This is a genomic window from Ruegeria sp. YTSC325, from assembly GCF_059609525.1.
In genome coordinates this window covers 415,428-429,385 of the sequence record NZ_JBXWLY010000001.1, presented here as the reverse complement: position 1 = coordinate 429,385, position 13,958 = coordinate 415,428, and the positions used below count along the sequence as shown (strand labels likewise).

Annotated in this window: 13 protein-coding genes; 8 read left to right on the top strand and 5 right to left on the bottom strand. The window is 59.2% G+C overall.

All coding sequences use genetic code 11. The annotated features are described in order from the left end of the window. The first annotated feature begins 95 nt into the window (after window positions 1-95). Complete coding sequence (locus AC2FF7_RS02205; protein ID WP_496905126.1) at window positions 96-797, top strand: SDR family oxidoreductase; 702 nt, start codon at window positions 96-98, stop codon at window positions 795-797. A 2-nt stretch (window positions 798-799) separates the two neighbouring features. Here the strand turns inward: AC2FF7_RS02205 and AC2FF7_RS02200 are convergent, their stop codons facing one another. From AC2FF7_RS02200 to AC2FF7_RS02190, 3 genes are read right to left on the bottom strand one after another with little or no spacing between them, the layout of a single operon-like run. Next, window positions 800-2,071, bottom strand: a complete 1,272-nt coding sequence (locus tag AC2FF7_RS02200; protein WP_480867035.1) for an NAD(P)/FAD-dependent oxidoreductase — start codon at window positions 2,069-2,071, stop codon at window positions 800-802. A gap of 39 nt (window positions 2,072-2,110) precedes the next feature. After that, window positions 2,111-3,145 (bottom strand): ACP S-malonyltransferase, encoded by a 1,035-nt coding sequence (locus tag AC2FF7_RS02195; RefSeq protein ID WP_480867034.1) that lies wholly within the window; start codon window positions 3,143-3,145, stop codon window positions 2,111-2,113. Beyond that, window positions 3,142-5,334 (bottom strand): dehydrogenase E1 component subunit alpha/beta, encoded by a 2,193-nt coding sequence (locus tag AC2FF7_RS02190; protein WP_480867032.1) that lies wholly within the window; start codon window positions 5,332-5,334, stop codon window positions 3,142-3,144. Before AC2FF7_RS02190 ends, AC2FF7_RS02195 begins: the two co-directional genes overlap by 4 nt. 164 nt (window positions 5,335-5,498) lie before the next feature. Here AC2FF7_RS02190 and AC2FF7_RS02185 point away from each other — a divergent pair, with 164 nt between their 5' ends. Next, a complete protein-coding gene (locus AC2FF7_RS02185) occupies window positions 5,499-6,389 on the top strand; it encodes a LysR substrate-binding domain-containing protein (protein ID WP_496905125.1) in 891 nt (296 codons plus the stop codon). Window positions 6,390-6,554: 165 nt separating this feature from the next. Here AC2FF7_RS02185 and AC2FF7_RS02180 read toward each other — a convergent pair whose 3' ends face one another. Continuing rightward, on the bottom strand, window positions 6,555-7,712 hold the full coding sequence (locus AC2FF7_RS02180; protein ID WP_170751564.1) for an acyl-CoA dehydrogenase family protein: 1,158 nt from the start codon (window positions 7,710-7,712) through the stop codon (window positions 6,555-6,557). Window positions 7,713-7,813: 101 nt separating this feature from the next. Next, window positions 7,814-8,380 carry a TetR/AcrR family transcriptional regulator gene (locus AC2FF7_RS02175; RefSeq protein WP_170751566.1) on the bottom strand — a complete coding sequence of 189 codons (567 nt, stop codon included), beginning with the start codon at window positions 8,378-8,380 and terminating at the stop codon, window positions 7,814-7,816. A gap of 300 nt (window positions 8,381-8,680) precedes the next feature. On the opposite strand from AC2FF7_RS02175, the gene AC2FF7_RS02170 reads away from it, so the two are divergent. The 6 genes from AC2FF7_RS02170 to AC2FF7_RS02145 all read left to right on the top strand — a co-directional run bounded on the left by AC2FF7_RS02170 (window position 8,681) and on the right by AC2FF7_RS02145 (window position 13,919). After that, on the top strand, window positions 8,681-9,145 hold the full coding sequence (locus tag AC2FF7_RS02170; RefSeq protein ID WP_496905124.1) for a nuclear transport factor 2 family protein: 465 nt from the start codon (window positions 8,681-8,683) through the stop codon (window positions 9,143-9,145). Between the two features lie 12 nt (window positions 9,146-9,157). Next, window positions 9,158-9,778, top strand: coding sequence for a pyridoxamine 5'-phosphate oxidase family protein (locus AC2FF7_RS02165; protein ID WP_496905123.1), 621 nt, complete (start codon window positions 9,158-9,160; stop codon window positions 9,776-9,778). A gap of 45 nt (window positions 9,779-9,823) precedes the next feature. After that, window positions 9,824-9,985 (top strand): hypothetical protein, encoded by a 162-nt coding sequence (locus AC2FF7_RS02160; protein ID WP_480483368.1) that lies wholly within the window; start codon window positions 9,824-9,826, stop codon window positions 9,983-9,985. A gap of 106 nt (window positions 9,986-10,091) precedes the next feature. Further along, window positions 10,092-12,563, top strand: coding sequence for a heavy metal translocating P-type ATPase (locus tag AC2FF7_RS02155; protein WP_496905122.1), 2,472 nt, complete (start codon window positions 10,092-10,094; stop codon window positions 12,561-12,563). Then, complete coding sequence (cueR, locus tag AC2FF7_RS02150) at window positions 12,560-12,949, top strand: Cu(I)-responsive transcriptional regulator (protein WP_170353378.1); 390 nt, start codon at window positions 12,560-12,562, stop codon at window positions 12,947-12,949. Before AC2FF7_RS02155 ends, cueR begins: the two co-directional genes overlap by 4 nt. A gap of 97 nt (window positions 12,950-13,046) precedes the next feature. After that, window positions 13,047-13,919, top strand: coding sequence for an NAD(P)-dependent oxidoreductase (locus tag AC2FF7_RS02145; protein ID WP_480867022.1), 873 nt, complete (start codon window positions 13,047-13,049; stop codon window positions 13,917-13,919). Window positions 13,920-13,958: the final 39 nt, after the last annotated feature.

Genomic DNA, 13,958 nt, shown 5'->3' with positions numbered 1-13,958 from the left:
CCTGTAGATTTTCTACAGCATAGAAACAGAAGAACTGATTAGTCAAATGCGCCGACGAGGCGCATTTTCGGGTCATCAACAAACGGAGAGATCAAATGACCAAAGTGGCGCTTATCACAGCCGGTGGCAGCGGAATGGGTGCGGATTCCGCCCGGCGGCTGGCTGCAGACGGTTTCAAGGTCGGTATCCTGTCCTCTTCGGGGAAAGGCGAGGCACTGGCGCATGAATTGGGCGGTGTTGGCGTGACCGGTTCAAACCAATCTACAGAGGATCTGCAAAAGCTGGTCGACGCCGCGATGTCCCATTGGGGGCGTGTCGACGTTCTGGTCAACTCGGCCGGGCATGGACCCCGCGCGTCGGTACTGGAGCTGACGGACGAGGATTGGCACACAGGCATGGACGTCTATTTCATGAACGCCGTTCGCCCCACCCGTCTGGTTACACCGATCATGCAAGCGCAAGGGGGCGGGTCGATCATCAACATCTCGACTTTCGCCGCCTTCGAACCGGACCCGGTCTTCCCAACGTCTGGTGTATTCCGAGCCGGACTGGCAGCCTTTACCAAGCTGTACTCGGACCAATACGCCGCCGACAATATCCGCATGAACAATGTCCTGCCCGGCTTTATCGACAGCCTGCCCGAGAAAGAAGAGTTCCGCGCCCGTATCCCGCTGGGCCGCTATGGGCGCAGCTATGATGAGATCGCCTCGGTCGTGGCAATGCTGGCATCCGAAGGCGGAGGCTACATCACAGGGCAAAACATACGCGTAGACGGTGGCATCACGCGATCCGTCTAGGATTAGAACCGCGCCTTAATCAGATGCGTAAGCGCCGCGCCTGTCTCGAAATAGGCGCGCCGCAGGCCGGTCCAACTTTCCGAGTACTCAGCAACTGCCGGGACAGGCAGCAGACCCGGATCGTTGCGCAACAGGCTTTTGGCCATTTGACGGCCAAAAACGGTACCCGGGCCGATACCACGGCCCGAGAACCCATGCGCTGCCAAGGCATTCGGGCCAATCTGCGTGATTTTGGGAATATGGTCCGACGTCATCGCAATGCGACCATGCCAACCTTGGGTCAGGGGCTGGTCGGACAGCTGCGGATAAAGCTCGGCCATCTTGCGTCTGATCCACGCCCTGTGGGCCCCGCTACCTGCATGCCCCAGATCGCCCATCGCCCCGATGATAAAGCGTCCCTCGTGATCCAACCGGAACGAGGTCATGATCAGGCCAGTATCCCAGGCACCCTCGCCTTGGTGCAGAATACTGGCGCGCAGGTTGTCCGAAAGCGGGGCTGTCGCGAACTGAAAATAGTAAACCGGTACATATGCAGGCGCCGTTCCGGGCAAACCCCGGTGATAAGCGTTTGTCGCCTGGATCAATGCTTTGGCCCGAACAGTACCTTCTGCTGTGGTCAACACCCACACATCGCCGTCACGCGACAGCGATTGAACCGGGCTTTGCGTAAAGACCTGCGCCCCCGCCTCAACTGCCGCACGCGCAAGCCCGCGGACATAGTCCAACGGCTGGATCGTCCCCGCACGCGGATCAAAAACCGCACCGTGAAAAGCCGCGCTACCGGTGCGCTGGCGGGTTTCGTCGGCTGACAAAAGCTCAATCGGGGCACCGGTCGCGCTGAGTTGTGCATGACGGTTTTTCAGGTCCTTAAGCCCGGCAGGCGAATGCGCACAATGCAGGGTACCGTTGCGCACGGGCGCGCAGTCGATCCCATGTTGCTGGATCAGGTCAAACACATCGCCCGGCGCAGCCCCCAAAAGGTCGATAAGGCGGTCGCCTGCCGCCTCTCCCAAAAACGCACGAATTTCGTCCGGTGGCAGCCACAGACCTGCATTGGCAAAGCCGACATTTCGGCCCGATCCACCATGCCCGATTTCCTGCGCCTCAAGCAGAGCAACCGATGCGCCGGACTGCGCCGCGGTCAAAGCCGCTGAGCAGCCAGTGTACCCACCACCGATCACAGCCAGATCAACCGTCAGATCACTGGTCAAAAGGCTACTGGCAACGTGCTCCTTACTGGTATTCAGCCAGAGGGACTGGTCATGGTCGCTCACGTCGGGCTCCTTGCGAATAAGCAGATCATCAAGACTGTGTCAGCCGGTTGCAAGTGCGCGCTGATCATCGCGGCCCATGGCAATCAGGAAGGGTTGCGCGTCCTGCCGCGCCTGAAACGCGGGTTTGTCCGCCAAGCCGCGCCAATCCGCCAATACCAGAGACTGTGCCACTGCGCCCCCAAGGGTTGCCCCAGGTCCAGCAACGATAAACAGGTCCGGTGCAAATTCGCGCGCTGCGGTTTGGATGGCGCGGGTGAAGTCATAAGGTTCGGTGACTTGGTGACCTAAAGTGTAGTTCCACAACGCTTGCGTATCCGTCGCTGCAGGCCACCAGATTTTGCCGCGTCCGTCGATCAGAGGGCGCTCGGGCTGGCCAAACAGGTCGGCCCCCAACCGCGCGCGGCCCTCGGCGGCGACCGGGGCTTGCAGCGCCGTGTGAAACGCTGCGTGATTGGCCAGACGCATCGGGAACCGGTCCTGCAGGGCGGGCTGAGACGCCTCGAACGCAGTCAGCCCCGCCTCATCCCCGGCCAGAACCAGCATCCCGCCCAGATCAATCGACAGGCCAACCGTGTGGCCGTCCTGCGCATTGATCCGCGCGACCTTGGCCAGCAACTCCTCCTTCCGAGCAGGGTCGTTTACCCAGTCGTCACCGATGAACGGATAGACCAACTGCCCGCCGATCAGGTGATCCTGCATAAGCGTACCCATGGTGTTCACCACCCGAAACCCGTCCTGCGGCGACAACGCCCCGCCCGCAGCAAGCGCGCTGTACCAGCCCATCGAGTTCCCCGTGACCGCAACAACCTCGATATCATCAGCCACGGCCTGCGCATCCGCCAAAGACGCCGCATAGATCAGAGCCGAAGCCACATCCCCGCGCGAATAGGTACTGACCGTGAACCGGTCGGCCCCATCTAACGCAGTCACAGCCTGCTGCCCCGCCTCGGCACGCAGGGCGTCGAAGCTGTGAAACAGGTCCATCCGCTGCGCGTGGTGACGGTGCAGATAGCCCAGCTCGGGCTTGTTATAAGTGCCTCGACCGGGGCAGATCAGAACAGCGGTACGGGTCATGCGCGGCCTCCGGTTAGGTTTAATGCGGCGGCCACAATCCCGTCTTTTGACGGCAAAGGGGCTGCATAGGCGGGGCCAGTTGCTATGAAACTATCCTCGGCGACAACACGGGCGATTGGGGTGGCGGGACTTTCTTCGACGAAGAAAGTCATCAACGCCTCAGACTGGCTGCCGGTGCGACGACATTCATCGACGACCAAAACATGCGCGCATGTTTTGGTGGCCGCGCGCAGGGCATCCATCGGCAACGGGGCCAGCCAGCGCAGGTCGATGATCCGCACGTTCAACCCCGCCGCTTCCAACTCAGGCAGCGCCTGTTTCGACAGGTAATGCCCGTTGCCATAGGTCACGATGGCCAGATCAGTGCCGTCGCCATGCACCCCCACCTCACCCAGCGCGATCCGTCGATCCGGCGCGGGATAAGTCGTCATCCAGCCCCCATCCTGCGCCTCATGCAGATCACGCATGGGATAAAGCGCAATGGGTTCCAAAAACACAACCACCCGTTGTTCCTCGCGCGCCAATCGCACGCATTCGCGCAGCATCTGCGCCGCATCCTCTCCTGTCGAGGGGCAGGCTATGATCACCCCCGGAATATCGCGCAGCACGGCCAGCGAGTTGTCATTGTGGAAATGCCCGCCAAACCCTTTCTGATAGCCCAAGCCAGCAATCCGAACGACCATAGGGTTGGTGAATTGGCCGTTGGAAAAAAACGGCAGCGTCGCGGCCTCACCCCTGATTTGGTCCTCGGCATTGTGCAGATAAGCGAGGAACTGGATTTCGGGGATCGGCACAAACCCGTTATGACCCATGCCAATCGCCAACCCTAAAATCGACTGCTCGTCCAGCAGCGTGTCGATTACCCGGTCCGGCCCGAACCTCTGTTGCAGCTTTTGCGTGACGCCGTAGACGCCCCCCTTGCGGCCCACATCCTCGCCCACGCAGACGATTTCGCCATGTTCCAGCATCAGATCAGTCAGCGCCCAATTGATCAGGCGACTCATGGGCTGAGGGTCATTCATTGCTCGCATATCCCCGCCAAACGCATCTGCGCGCGCCTCGGCGCCGGGTCCGTTGGTGGGTTTGCAATCGCGTTTGGGCGGGATCAGGCTGGCCATCACCTCGGCAGCGCCGCCCAGATGAGGGCGCGTGGCAGCCTCGGCAGCGATGCGATCGGTACGGGCGCAAGTGTCCTGGTATATCTTCAGCGCCTGATCAGGTGACAGTGCCCCGGCCTGATCCAGCAGGCGCACGGAATGCAGCAAGGGATCGTTGGCCTCATCTGCCTCGACCTCGGATTTGGGCATATAGGTGGTGGGCACGTCAGCCCCCGCATGACCGTAAAGGCGCACGGTTTTCAGATGCAGGAAGGCAGGTTTCCGGCGGGCACGCACATAATCGGCGGCCTCTTGCGCGACGGCATAGGTCTCGTAGATATCCAGCCCGTTAGCCTGAAAATACGTGATGCCCGGGCGATGCTCCATCGAAGCCTGTATCCAGCCTTTGGGTGTTTTGACCGAGATGCCAATCCCGTTATCCTCACACACAAACAACAAAGGCAGGGGCGTTGATTGCACGCTGGTCCAGCCCGCCGTATTGATCGCCCCCTGCGCGGTCGAGTGGTTGACCGAGGCATCTCCGAAAGAACACATCGCAATGCCATCCTCGGGCAGTTCACGATGCTCGGGGTCATGCCGCCGCGCCGCGCCTAGGGAATAGGCCGCGCCGACCGCCTTGGGCAGATGGCTGGCAATGGTCGAGGTCTGCGGCGGGATCATCAACGCCTTGGACCCCAGCACCTTGTGCCGCCCACCCGAGGTTGGATCTTCGCTGGAACACGCGAAGCTCAGCAACATATCCCAAGCGATCTGCTGGCCCGGCACCTGCTCCGCGCGGGCGATCTGAAAGGCGGCGTCGCGATAGTGCAGAAACGCAATATCCGTTGGGCGCAGCGCGTGGGCCACAGCCGCCATCCCCTCATGCCCGGATGAGCCGATGGTATAGAACCCCTGCCCCGCCTTCTGCATTGCGCGGCTGGTGCGATCCAGCGCCCGGCTTAGCACCTGCGAGCGAAACAGAGATACCGCTTCGGGCGCAGTCAGTCCCGACTGAGGAGACGTACCATGGGGGAAATCGCGTTGCGCAACACGGGTCAGGAAATTCTCATGAACGATCTGAGCGCGATCCATTTGCGGGTCCTTTTGGTTCAACCTGGCGGCAACATCAGAAATACAGCGCCCCCTTCTTGCAGGCATTCAGCAGCTTAAGCAAAGGAAATGCCTGTGATGTGTATCGGACTGGCGCAGCGCAAATGCCAGTGATATTCCGTCCCAAAGGTATGAGGATTTGTCATATGATCGCGCCCCGTCGTTTCCTACCCTCAATCCCGTCGCTTCTGGCTTTGGAAGCGGTAGACCGGCTAGGCAGCGCCTCGGCTGCAGCCGAAGAGCTGTCGTTGACCCAAAGCGCGATCAGTCGACAACTCAAGGCAATGGAAGAGCAACTGGGCGTCGATCTGATTCAACGCAACCAGATGCGACTGAACCTGACGCCCGCGGCAAAAGAATATGTTCAGGTCGCCCGGTCCAGCCTGAGTCAGCTTGCTCAGGCGTCTCTGAAGCTGAAGGCCAACCCGACCGGCGGCTCACTCAATCTGTCGATTCTGCCAGCGTTCGGGATGCACTGGCTGGCCCCCCGCCTTCAGGATTTCGCCCGCAAACACCCCGAAGTCACCGTAAACCTGAACACGCGTCTTAAACCGTTTGAGTTTGAAAACGAACACTTCGACGCCGCGATTCACTTTGGCGGACGGACATGGGCCGGTGTGAACTACTTGCCGATCATGCGGGAAGATGTTCTGCCGGTCTGCGCGCCAGATCTGCTTCCGACACAGAACGATGACCCCGACTGGCTTTTGAGTGCACCCTTGTTGCACTTGGAAACACGGCCAGATGCTTGGGAAAGGTGGTTCGCTGTACAAGGTCGATCCGTTAGCGGTATTTCTGGCATGCTATTTGACCAGTTTTCGACGATGGGTCAGGCGACAATCCACGGGCTGGGGGTCGCGTTGCTGCCGACTTATTTGATTGAACACGACTTGAAAACGGGCAAACTGGTGCTTGCATGGAACGGCCCGAGTGTCAGCCTTGGCGACTTTTTTCTTGTCTGGCCCCAATCCCGAGCGGAATCTGAACCGCTCCGATCGTTTCGAACATGGCTACAGGATCAAATCTCTTTAGCCTGAACCAATACACAAGACTTACCGAGCAAAACCGCGCGGCCTTAGGCCTTGCGTCCTGCGGACAGCAGGGGCCGGGCAGGCGCGGGCTGCGCCCGCGCCTGCCCGGCCCAACGAAAGGAGATGTTTCTTCAGAAACGTCGACGACGGGCGGGAGTATCCCGTCGGGCTTTATGTGTCCAAGGAACGTGCGATGAGTTCCTTCATGATCTCATTGGTGCCACCATAGATCATTTGAACGCGCGCATCGGCGTAGAGGCGCGCGATAGGGTACTCCATCATAAACCCATAGCCTCCGAACAACTGCAGGCATTCATGCATGACTTCGTTCTGCACCTCGGAACCCCAATACTTGGCCATCGATGCCGTCGCTGCGTCCAGCGTTCCAGCTTCAAGCCGAGCGATACAGTCATTCACAAAGCTACGCAGAACCTCGGCTTTGGTTTTGCACTCGGCCAGTTTGAATCGTGTGTTCTGGAAATCCATAACCCGCTGACCGAAGGCTTTGCGCTCTTGCGTGTAACGCACCGTCTCGGCAATCGCGAAGTCGATCGCGCCAAGTGCGATGATCGCAATCGTCATACGCTCCCACGGCAACTGCTTCATCATTTGATAAAAGCCCTGCCCTTCTTCCGGGCCGATCAGGTTGGTCATCGGCACCTTTACGTCCTCGAAGAACAGTTCGGCCGTGTCGTTGCCCTTCATCCCCAACTTCTTGAGGTTGCGCCCCTTCCGGAACCCGTCCGCGCCTCCGGTCTCGACCGCCACCAACGAAACACCTTTCGAGCCCAGCGATTTGTCCGTTTTTGCTGCGACAAGGATAAGATCAGCCGACTGACCGTTAGTAATAAAGATTTTCGAGCCGTTTATGCGGTATGAATTGCCATCTTTATCGGCAGTTGTCCGAATGCCTTGAACATCGGAACCAGTGCCGGGCTCAGTCATCGCCAACGCGCCGACCATTTCACCCGAAGCCAGCTTGGGAAGCCATTTTTGCTTTTGCTCTTCGCTGCCATAAGCGGTGATGTAATGGGTCACAATCGATTGGATCGGGTAACCCCATCCACAATCTCCGTGCGACGCCTGCGCGTACATCGTAACCGCGTCGAAACCAAGACCGCCCCCGACACCGCCATGTTCCTCGGAAATCGACCCGGCCATAAGACCCATTTCCCCAGCCTTGTGCCAGAACGCTCGATCAACTTGCCCCTGATCGCTCCAGCGTTCGGCGTTGGGGACCAATTCATCCTGCATGAAACGGTCCGCCATCTCTGCGAACATCCGATGCTCTTCGGTTACCCAATTGGCGGCATTCGTAAACAAAGACATTTCGTGTCCCCTCAAGTCAGTTTCCTTGAAGGTAACCCCCGCGATCCGGCAATCCAATGCGCCAGGAGCTTTGCTACGCAACGTCTTTTAAACGTAACGCCTCAGACCGGCAGCGCATTCGCCAATAACACCCGCGCTGCTTCCTTGGCGTCGCGCGCAGGATCACAGCTTTTCAGCAGAACAGCAGTGACAATCGCGCCTTCTTTCAACAGCAGAATCTGACATCCCAGCTTTTCAGGCTCGCGGGCGCCTGCGTCGCGGGCCAAATCAGTGAAATATTCGAGCAGCAGACGTTTGTGCTCGGCTGCTTCCAGATGGATGGGGTGGTCTTTGTCCTGATATTCGGCTCCGGCTTTGATGAACATGCAACCGCGATAGCCGTCCTCTTCAAACCACTCTCCCAAGGCATCGAAACTGGCCAGCAGTTTTTGCGCGGGCGTTTCGGCAAGCGCATCGATCCTGCCATAGAACCAGTTGCGGAAATTCTCATCCCGCAAGCGCAAGGCGGCAACGATCAATTCCTCTTTGGTTCGGAAATGCTTGTACATCGAGGTCTTCGACACACCCGTCTCTGCCACCAGTTTGTCCATACCGGTGGCGTGAAAGCCATCCCGGTAAAAAACCTGCAGAGCATTGCGGACCAGCTCGTCGCGTTTGTTCGGGCGCATGATTCGGCTCCTGAGTGTACTGATCAGTACATAACCATGGTTTCATTTCGCGACAAGATTGCCGGGAACTCAACCCCTGAAGCCTTTAAATTATAGCTCTTTAAAGGTCATTCAAAAATTTTCTCAAATTGAGACTTGCAAAAGTTTACCGATCAGTACACATTGACTTCAAGATGTACCGATCAGTAAACCTTGGAGCTAGACGATGAAACGCCGCAACAGCCCATTTTCCCCTCAGTATGTCCCCTTCCTGTTGACCCTTGCGCTGCTTGCCGCCGCACTGACCTGAAAGACCAAGATATGAGCCGACCCCCTCTGCCACCCTTCACCCTTGAGACCGCCACACAAAAAGTCCGTATGGCGGAAAACGGCTGGAACAGCCGCGACCCCGATCTTGTGACACCCGCCTATACCGAGGACAGCCAATGGCGGAACCGCGCCGAATTCTTGTCGGGCCACGAAGACATCCACGCCTTCCTGACCCGCAAATGGAACAAAGAGCTCGACTACCGGCTGATAAAGGAACTGTGGGCATTTACGGAAAACCGAATTGCCGTACGCTATGCCTATGAATGGCATGACGATAGCGGTCAGTGGTTCCGGTCCTATGGCAACGAGAACTGGGAATTTGCCGAAGATGGCCGGATGGCCAAACGCCACGCCTCGCTGAATGACCTGCCGATTGACGAAGAAGATCGTCTGTTTCACTGGCCCCAAGGCCCCAGACCCGAAGACCACCCCGGCCTGTCTAATCTGGGTCTCTAGAAAGGATCACCCATGCCCCGCGCCTTTTCTGAACTGACCTTTACTCCCGCCGTCCGCGCCCATCAGGAAAGAATGGGATCGGCCAAGACCTATGCCAAATTCATAGAAAGCGGGCCACAACAGGGGCATCAGATCGGCCCTGCGGAAAAAGCGTTTATCGAGGCGCGGGACGGGTTTTACCAATCTACTGTGTCCGAGACCGGTTGGCCCTATGTGCAATATCGCGGCGGGCCAATCGGGTTTCTAAGGGTGCTTGGGCCGACAACCATCGGATACGCCGATTTCTCGGGCAACAAACAGTATATCTCTCGCGGGAATTTGGACGGAAACGACCGGATTGCCATGATCCTGATGGATTACGCCAACCAACGGCGGTTGAAAATACTGGGTCGGGTCGATTTTACCGAAGGCGAAGCCGCCGCCGCCAGCCTCTATCCCAACGGAGCGGAAACGCCCGCGGAACGCGCCGCGATCATCCGGGTCGAGGGGCTGGACTGGAACTGCCCCCGCCATATCACACCTCGCTTTACCGAGGCCGAACTGCGCCCCCATCTGAACACGCTTGGTCAGCAATTGGCGCAACTTCAGGCCGAGAACGAAAAATTAAAACAGGAACTGGCAAAACGGGGCTGAACCGAATTGCGATCCGCCCTCACATTGGAAACAGGGATTACCATCATGCTGCGTTCGACACTGAACCTCGCCAGTTTCTGCCTTTTTGGCATGTTTATGTGTGTGGCCATTCTGATGCTGGGGTTTTTCGCGTCTCCAGAAGCTGTCCGCAGCGCGCCGCCCGCCCAATACAACTCGCTTTTGCTCGAGGTTTTTTCAGATCGCTGACCCCAAACGCATGGCAGCTATGCGTTGAAAACCCACGCAACCCCTTGACCTTCCCGTGACTGGAACCCCCATTTAAAGGAACGAAGATCTACACGGGATGAGTCGGATGACAGCCGTACACGAAACCAGGCTGAACATAACCGGAATGGGATGCGCATCATGCGTGGGACGTGTCGAAACGGCCCTGCGCGCCGTGGATAGCGTGACCGATGCTTCGGTGAATTTCGCAACCAAAGTGGCGCAGGTTACCCACGACGGCCCGATCACCCGGCTAACCGATGCGCTGGACGCCGCCGGATATCCCGCCGCAACAGCCACAGCATCGCTGAAGATCGAGGGGATGAGCTGCGCCTCGTGCGTGGACCGGATCGAGCGTGTCTTGCAGGCCGACCCGGCCGTGATCAGCGCCCAAGTCAACCTCGCTACCGAAGGCGCAACAATTCAGTACGTTGAGGGGGCCAGCGATCCCTTAGCCTTGGCCAGGCTATGCACTGACGCGGGTTATCCAGCGCATGTCGCGCCGGTGGATGAGGGAGCGACGGATAAGGCGCAAGAAGCCACAGCACTGACGCGCACGACCCTCATAGCTGCGGTACTCGCTCTGCCCGTCTTTGTCCTTGAAATGGGTGGGCACATGGTCCCGGCCTTTCATCACTGGGTGCATCAGACCATAGGGATGCAGACCAGCTATTTGATTCAGTTCGCGCTGACCACGGCTTTGCTGGCTGGACCGGGAAGAGTGTTTTACGCAAAGGGTGTTCCATCCCTGTTACGCCGCGCACCGGATATGAATGCGCTGGTCGCGATGGGCACGGGTGCGGCTTACTTGTATTCGATTGTCGCCACATTCGCACCGGGTCTCCTGCCGCAAGGCAGCGCGAATGTGTATTTCGAGGCCGCCTCGGTCATCGTTGTCCTTATTCTTCTGGGGCGCGCGATGGAGGCGCGGGCCAAGGGCCGCACCGGCGCTGCGATCCGCAAATTGGTGGGCCTGCAACCAAAGACGGCTCGGGTTGAACAAGGTGGTGCCACTGTAGATCGTCCCATTGCCCAGATCGTGGTGGGTGACATTCTGCAAATCCGCCCCGGTGAACGCGTCGCAGTGGATGCCGTGGTGCTGGAGGGTACGTCATACATTGACGAAAGCATGATCAGTGGCGAACCCATTCCGGTCGGCAAAGCACCAGACGACCCGGTTGTGGGTGGCACGGTGAATGGCACCGGCGCGTTGCGCGTCCGTGCAACGCGGGTTGGGGCCGACACGGTCCTGGCGCAAGTCATTCGCTTGGTCGAACAGGCGCAGGGGGCTAAGCTGCCAATTCAAGGGTTGGTCGATAAGATCACTGCTTGGTTCGTTCCAACCGTGCTGGTCATTGCGCTGCTGACCATTGCGGTCTGGCTGATCTTTGCGCCCGCGCCGGCGCTGCCAATGGCGCTGGTCACCGGTGTTTCGGTCCTTATCATTGCATGCCCTTGCGCGATGGGTCTGGCGACGCCGACCTCGATCATGGTTGGCACCGGGCGCGCGGCTGAGTTGGGTGTTTTGTTCCGCAAGGGCGACGCGCTGCAACAGTTGCAGCAGGCAAAGGTGGTCGCGTTGGACAAGACTGGCACTCTGACACTGGGTCGGCCCGAATTGGAAAGCATCACCACCGTCAACGGATTCGACCGCGATGATGTTCTGCGTCTGGCCGCTTCGATTGAGGCGCGGTCCGAGCACCCGATTGCCACCGCGATCACGCGCGCCGGACCTGCGGATCTGCTGCAGCCAGTCGAGTTTGAGTCTCTGACCGGATTGGGCGTGCGGGCCGTGGTCGAAGGGCGCGAGGTGTTGATCGGGTCGCCTCGGTTTATGGATCAGGGTAGCGTGAACCTGTCTGAGCTGACGCCCGAGGCAGATCAACGCGCCGCCGCAGGGGCCACGCCTTTGTTCGTTGCCGTGGACGGTCGGGCTGCTGCTTTGCTGACGGTTTCCGATCCGATCAAGCCGGGGACGGCCGAGGCTTTAGACCGGTTGCACGCGATGGGCCTGACTCTGGCCATGGTCACAGGAGACAACGCACGTACAGCGCAAGCCTTGGCCGACAAGCTGGGTATAGATCATGTCACCGCCGAGGTTCTGCCCGACGGCAAACTAAAGGCGATCAACGCACTGCGCGACCGGTTCGGTGCGCTGGCCTTTGTGGGTGACGGTATCAATGATGCGCCTGCGCTTGCCTCTGCTGATACTGGAATTGCCATCGGCACGGGCACGGATGTGGCGATCGAAACGGCCGATGTTGTGCTGATGTCCGGAGATCTGCGCGGCGTCGCCAATGCGGTCGAGATCAGCCGCCGGACAATGCGCAACATCCGCCAGAATCTGGGTTGGGCATTCGGGTATAACGCAGTGTTGATTCCGGTCGCGGCGGGTGTTTTGTTCCCCTTCGGCGGACCGTTGCTGTCCCCGGCCTTGGCGGCAGGGGCGATGGCCTTGTCCAGCGTCTTTGTCGTGACCAACGCCCTGCGCCTGCGACGGGTGCGGGCCACGCTGCCCGAGCGGCAGACAGAACACCAACCTCAGACGGTGACCTCATGAATATCGGAGATGTTTCGGCCCGGACGGGCCTGCCCGCCAAGACGATCCGCTACTACGAAGACATCGGGCTGGTCAAACCACTGAGGGATAACAACGGATACCGTGTGTTTCGCAGCCAGGACGTGCACAAGCTGAACTTTCTGGGCCGCGCCCGCGCCTTGGGATTCACCATCGAAGATTGCCGGACCCTGATGGCTTTGTACGAAGACGAGACCCGCGCCAGCGCTGATGTGAAAAAAGTCGCGCGCGCGCATCTGGCGCAGATCGAGGCCAAAATCGCCGACTTGAATGCGATGCGGGATACGCTTGGTCATCTGGTGGACGCCTGCGCAGGCGATGACCGTCCAGACTGTCCAATCCTTCAAGATTTGGGTGGGAACCCTTAGCACAGGGTTGCCCTTTCCTCGCAGCTTTGATTTGTCTCTGCTGAACAATCCGGACTGCTGCGCTACGTGGTTGTCGGACAGCAGAGAGGATCTCCACATGGCAAAAGTCGCGTTTCTGGGTTTGGGTGTAATGGGCTATCCGATGGCCGGTCACCTACAGGCTGCAGGCCACGATGTCACCGTCTACAACCGCACCACAGCCAAGGCCGAGGCTTGGGTGGCCCAACATGGTGGATCAATGGGGACGACGCCGCGCGAAGCCGCTGAGGGCGCGGAATTTGTCATGGCTTGCGTGGGCAATGACGATGACCTGCGCATGGTCTGCACCGGAGCGAACGGCGCGTTTCACGGCATGTCCGAGGGGGCGATTTTTGTCGATCACACAACCGTATCCGCCAAGGTGACGCGTGAGCTCTACGACGCAGGCAAAGCCGCAGGTATCGCGTTTGTGGACGCTCCGATCTCGGGCGGTCAGGCTGGGGCCGAGAATGGGGTCTTGTCGATCATGTGTGGTGCGGATCAAGCGGCCTATGATGCAGCAGAACCGGTGATGCAGGTCTATTCCAAAATCTGTCGCCGCATCGGCGAAAGTGGCGCAGGGCAGATGACCAAGATGTGCAACCAAATCGCCATCGCCGGTTTGGTGCAGGGTTTGAGCGAAGCGCTGCATTTCGCTGAAAAGGCAGGACTGGACGGTCGCTCGGTCGTTGAAGTGATAAGCCAGGGGGCGGCCGGCAGCTGGCAGATGGCCAATCGTTACGAGACCATGCTGGACGACCATTTCGACCATGGTTTTGCTGTCGACTGGATGCGCAAGGATCTGGGGATTTGTCTGGATACGGCGGATGAGACCGGGGCATCTCTGCCTGTGACGGCTTTGGTCGATCAGTTCTACAAGGATGTGCAGAAGCTGGGCGGGGGGCGCTGGGATACGTCCTCGCTGATCAAGCGGCTGCGCGCTTTGGGGTAACGGGTCAGGGGGGCTGTCTGCCCCCCATCGCGCCGGGGC

Excerpts from the sequence above, each read along its gene's own strand:
- AC2FF7_RS02205 (WP_496905126.1), top strand. The coding sequence starts at position 96 with ATGACCAAAGTGGCGCTTATCACAGCCGGTGGCAGCGGAATGGGTGCG.
- AC2FF7_RS02195 (WP_480867034.1), bottom strand. The coding sequence starts at position 3,145 with ATGACCCGTACCGCTGTTCTGATCTGCCCCGGTCGAGGCACTTATAAC.
- AC2FF7_RS02190 (WP_480867032.1), bottom strand. The coding sequence starts at position 5,334 with ATGGATCGCGCTCAGATCGTTCATGAGAATTTCCTGACCCGTGTTGCG.
- AC2FF7_RS02185 (WP_496905125.1), top strand. The coding sequence starts at position 5,499 with ATGATCGCGCCCCGTCGTTTCCTACCCTCAATCCCGTCGCTTCTGGCT.
- AC2FF7_RS02180 (WP_170751564.1), bottom strand. The coding sequence starts at position 7,712 with ATGTCTTTGTTTACGAATGCCGCCAATTGGGTAACCGAAGAGCATCGG.
- AC2FF7_RS02175 (WP_170751566.1), bottom strand. The coding sequence starts at position 8,380 with ATGCGCCCGAACAAACGCGACGAGCTGGTCCGCAATGCTCTGCAGGTT.
- AC2FF7_RS02170 (WP_496905124.1), top strand. The coding sequence starts at position 8,681 with ATGAGCCGACCCCCTCTGCCACCCTTCACCCTTGAGACCGCCACACAA.
- AC2FF7_RS02165 (WP_496905123.1), top strand. The coding sequence starts at position 9,158 with ATGCCCCGCGCCTTTTCTGAACTGACCTTTACTCCCGCCGTCCGCGCC.
- AC2FF7_RS02160 (WP_480483368.1), top strand. The coding sequence starts at position 9,824 with ATGCTGCGTTCGACACTGAACCTCGCCAGTTTCTGCCTTTTTGGCATG.
- AC2FF7_RS02155 (WP_496905122.1), top strand. The coding sequence starts at position 10,092 with ATGACAGCCGTACACGAAACCAGGCTGAACATAACCGGAATGGGATGC.
- cueR (WP_170353378.1), top strand. The coding sequence starts at position 12,560 with ATGAATATCGGAGATGTTTCGGCCCGGACGGGCCTGCCCGCCAAGACG.
- AC2FF7_RS02145 (WP_480867022.1), top strand. The coding sequence starts at position 13,047 with ATGGCAAAAGTCGCGTTTCTGGGTTTGGGTGTAATGGGCTATCCGATG.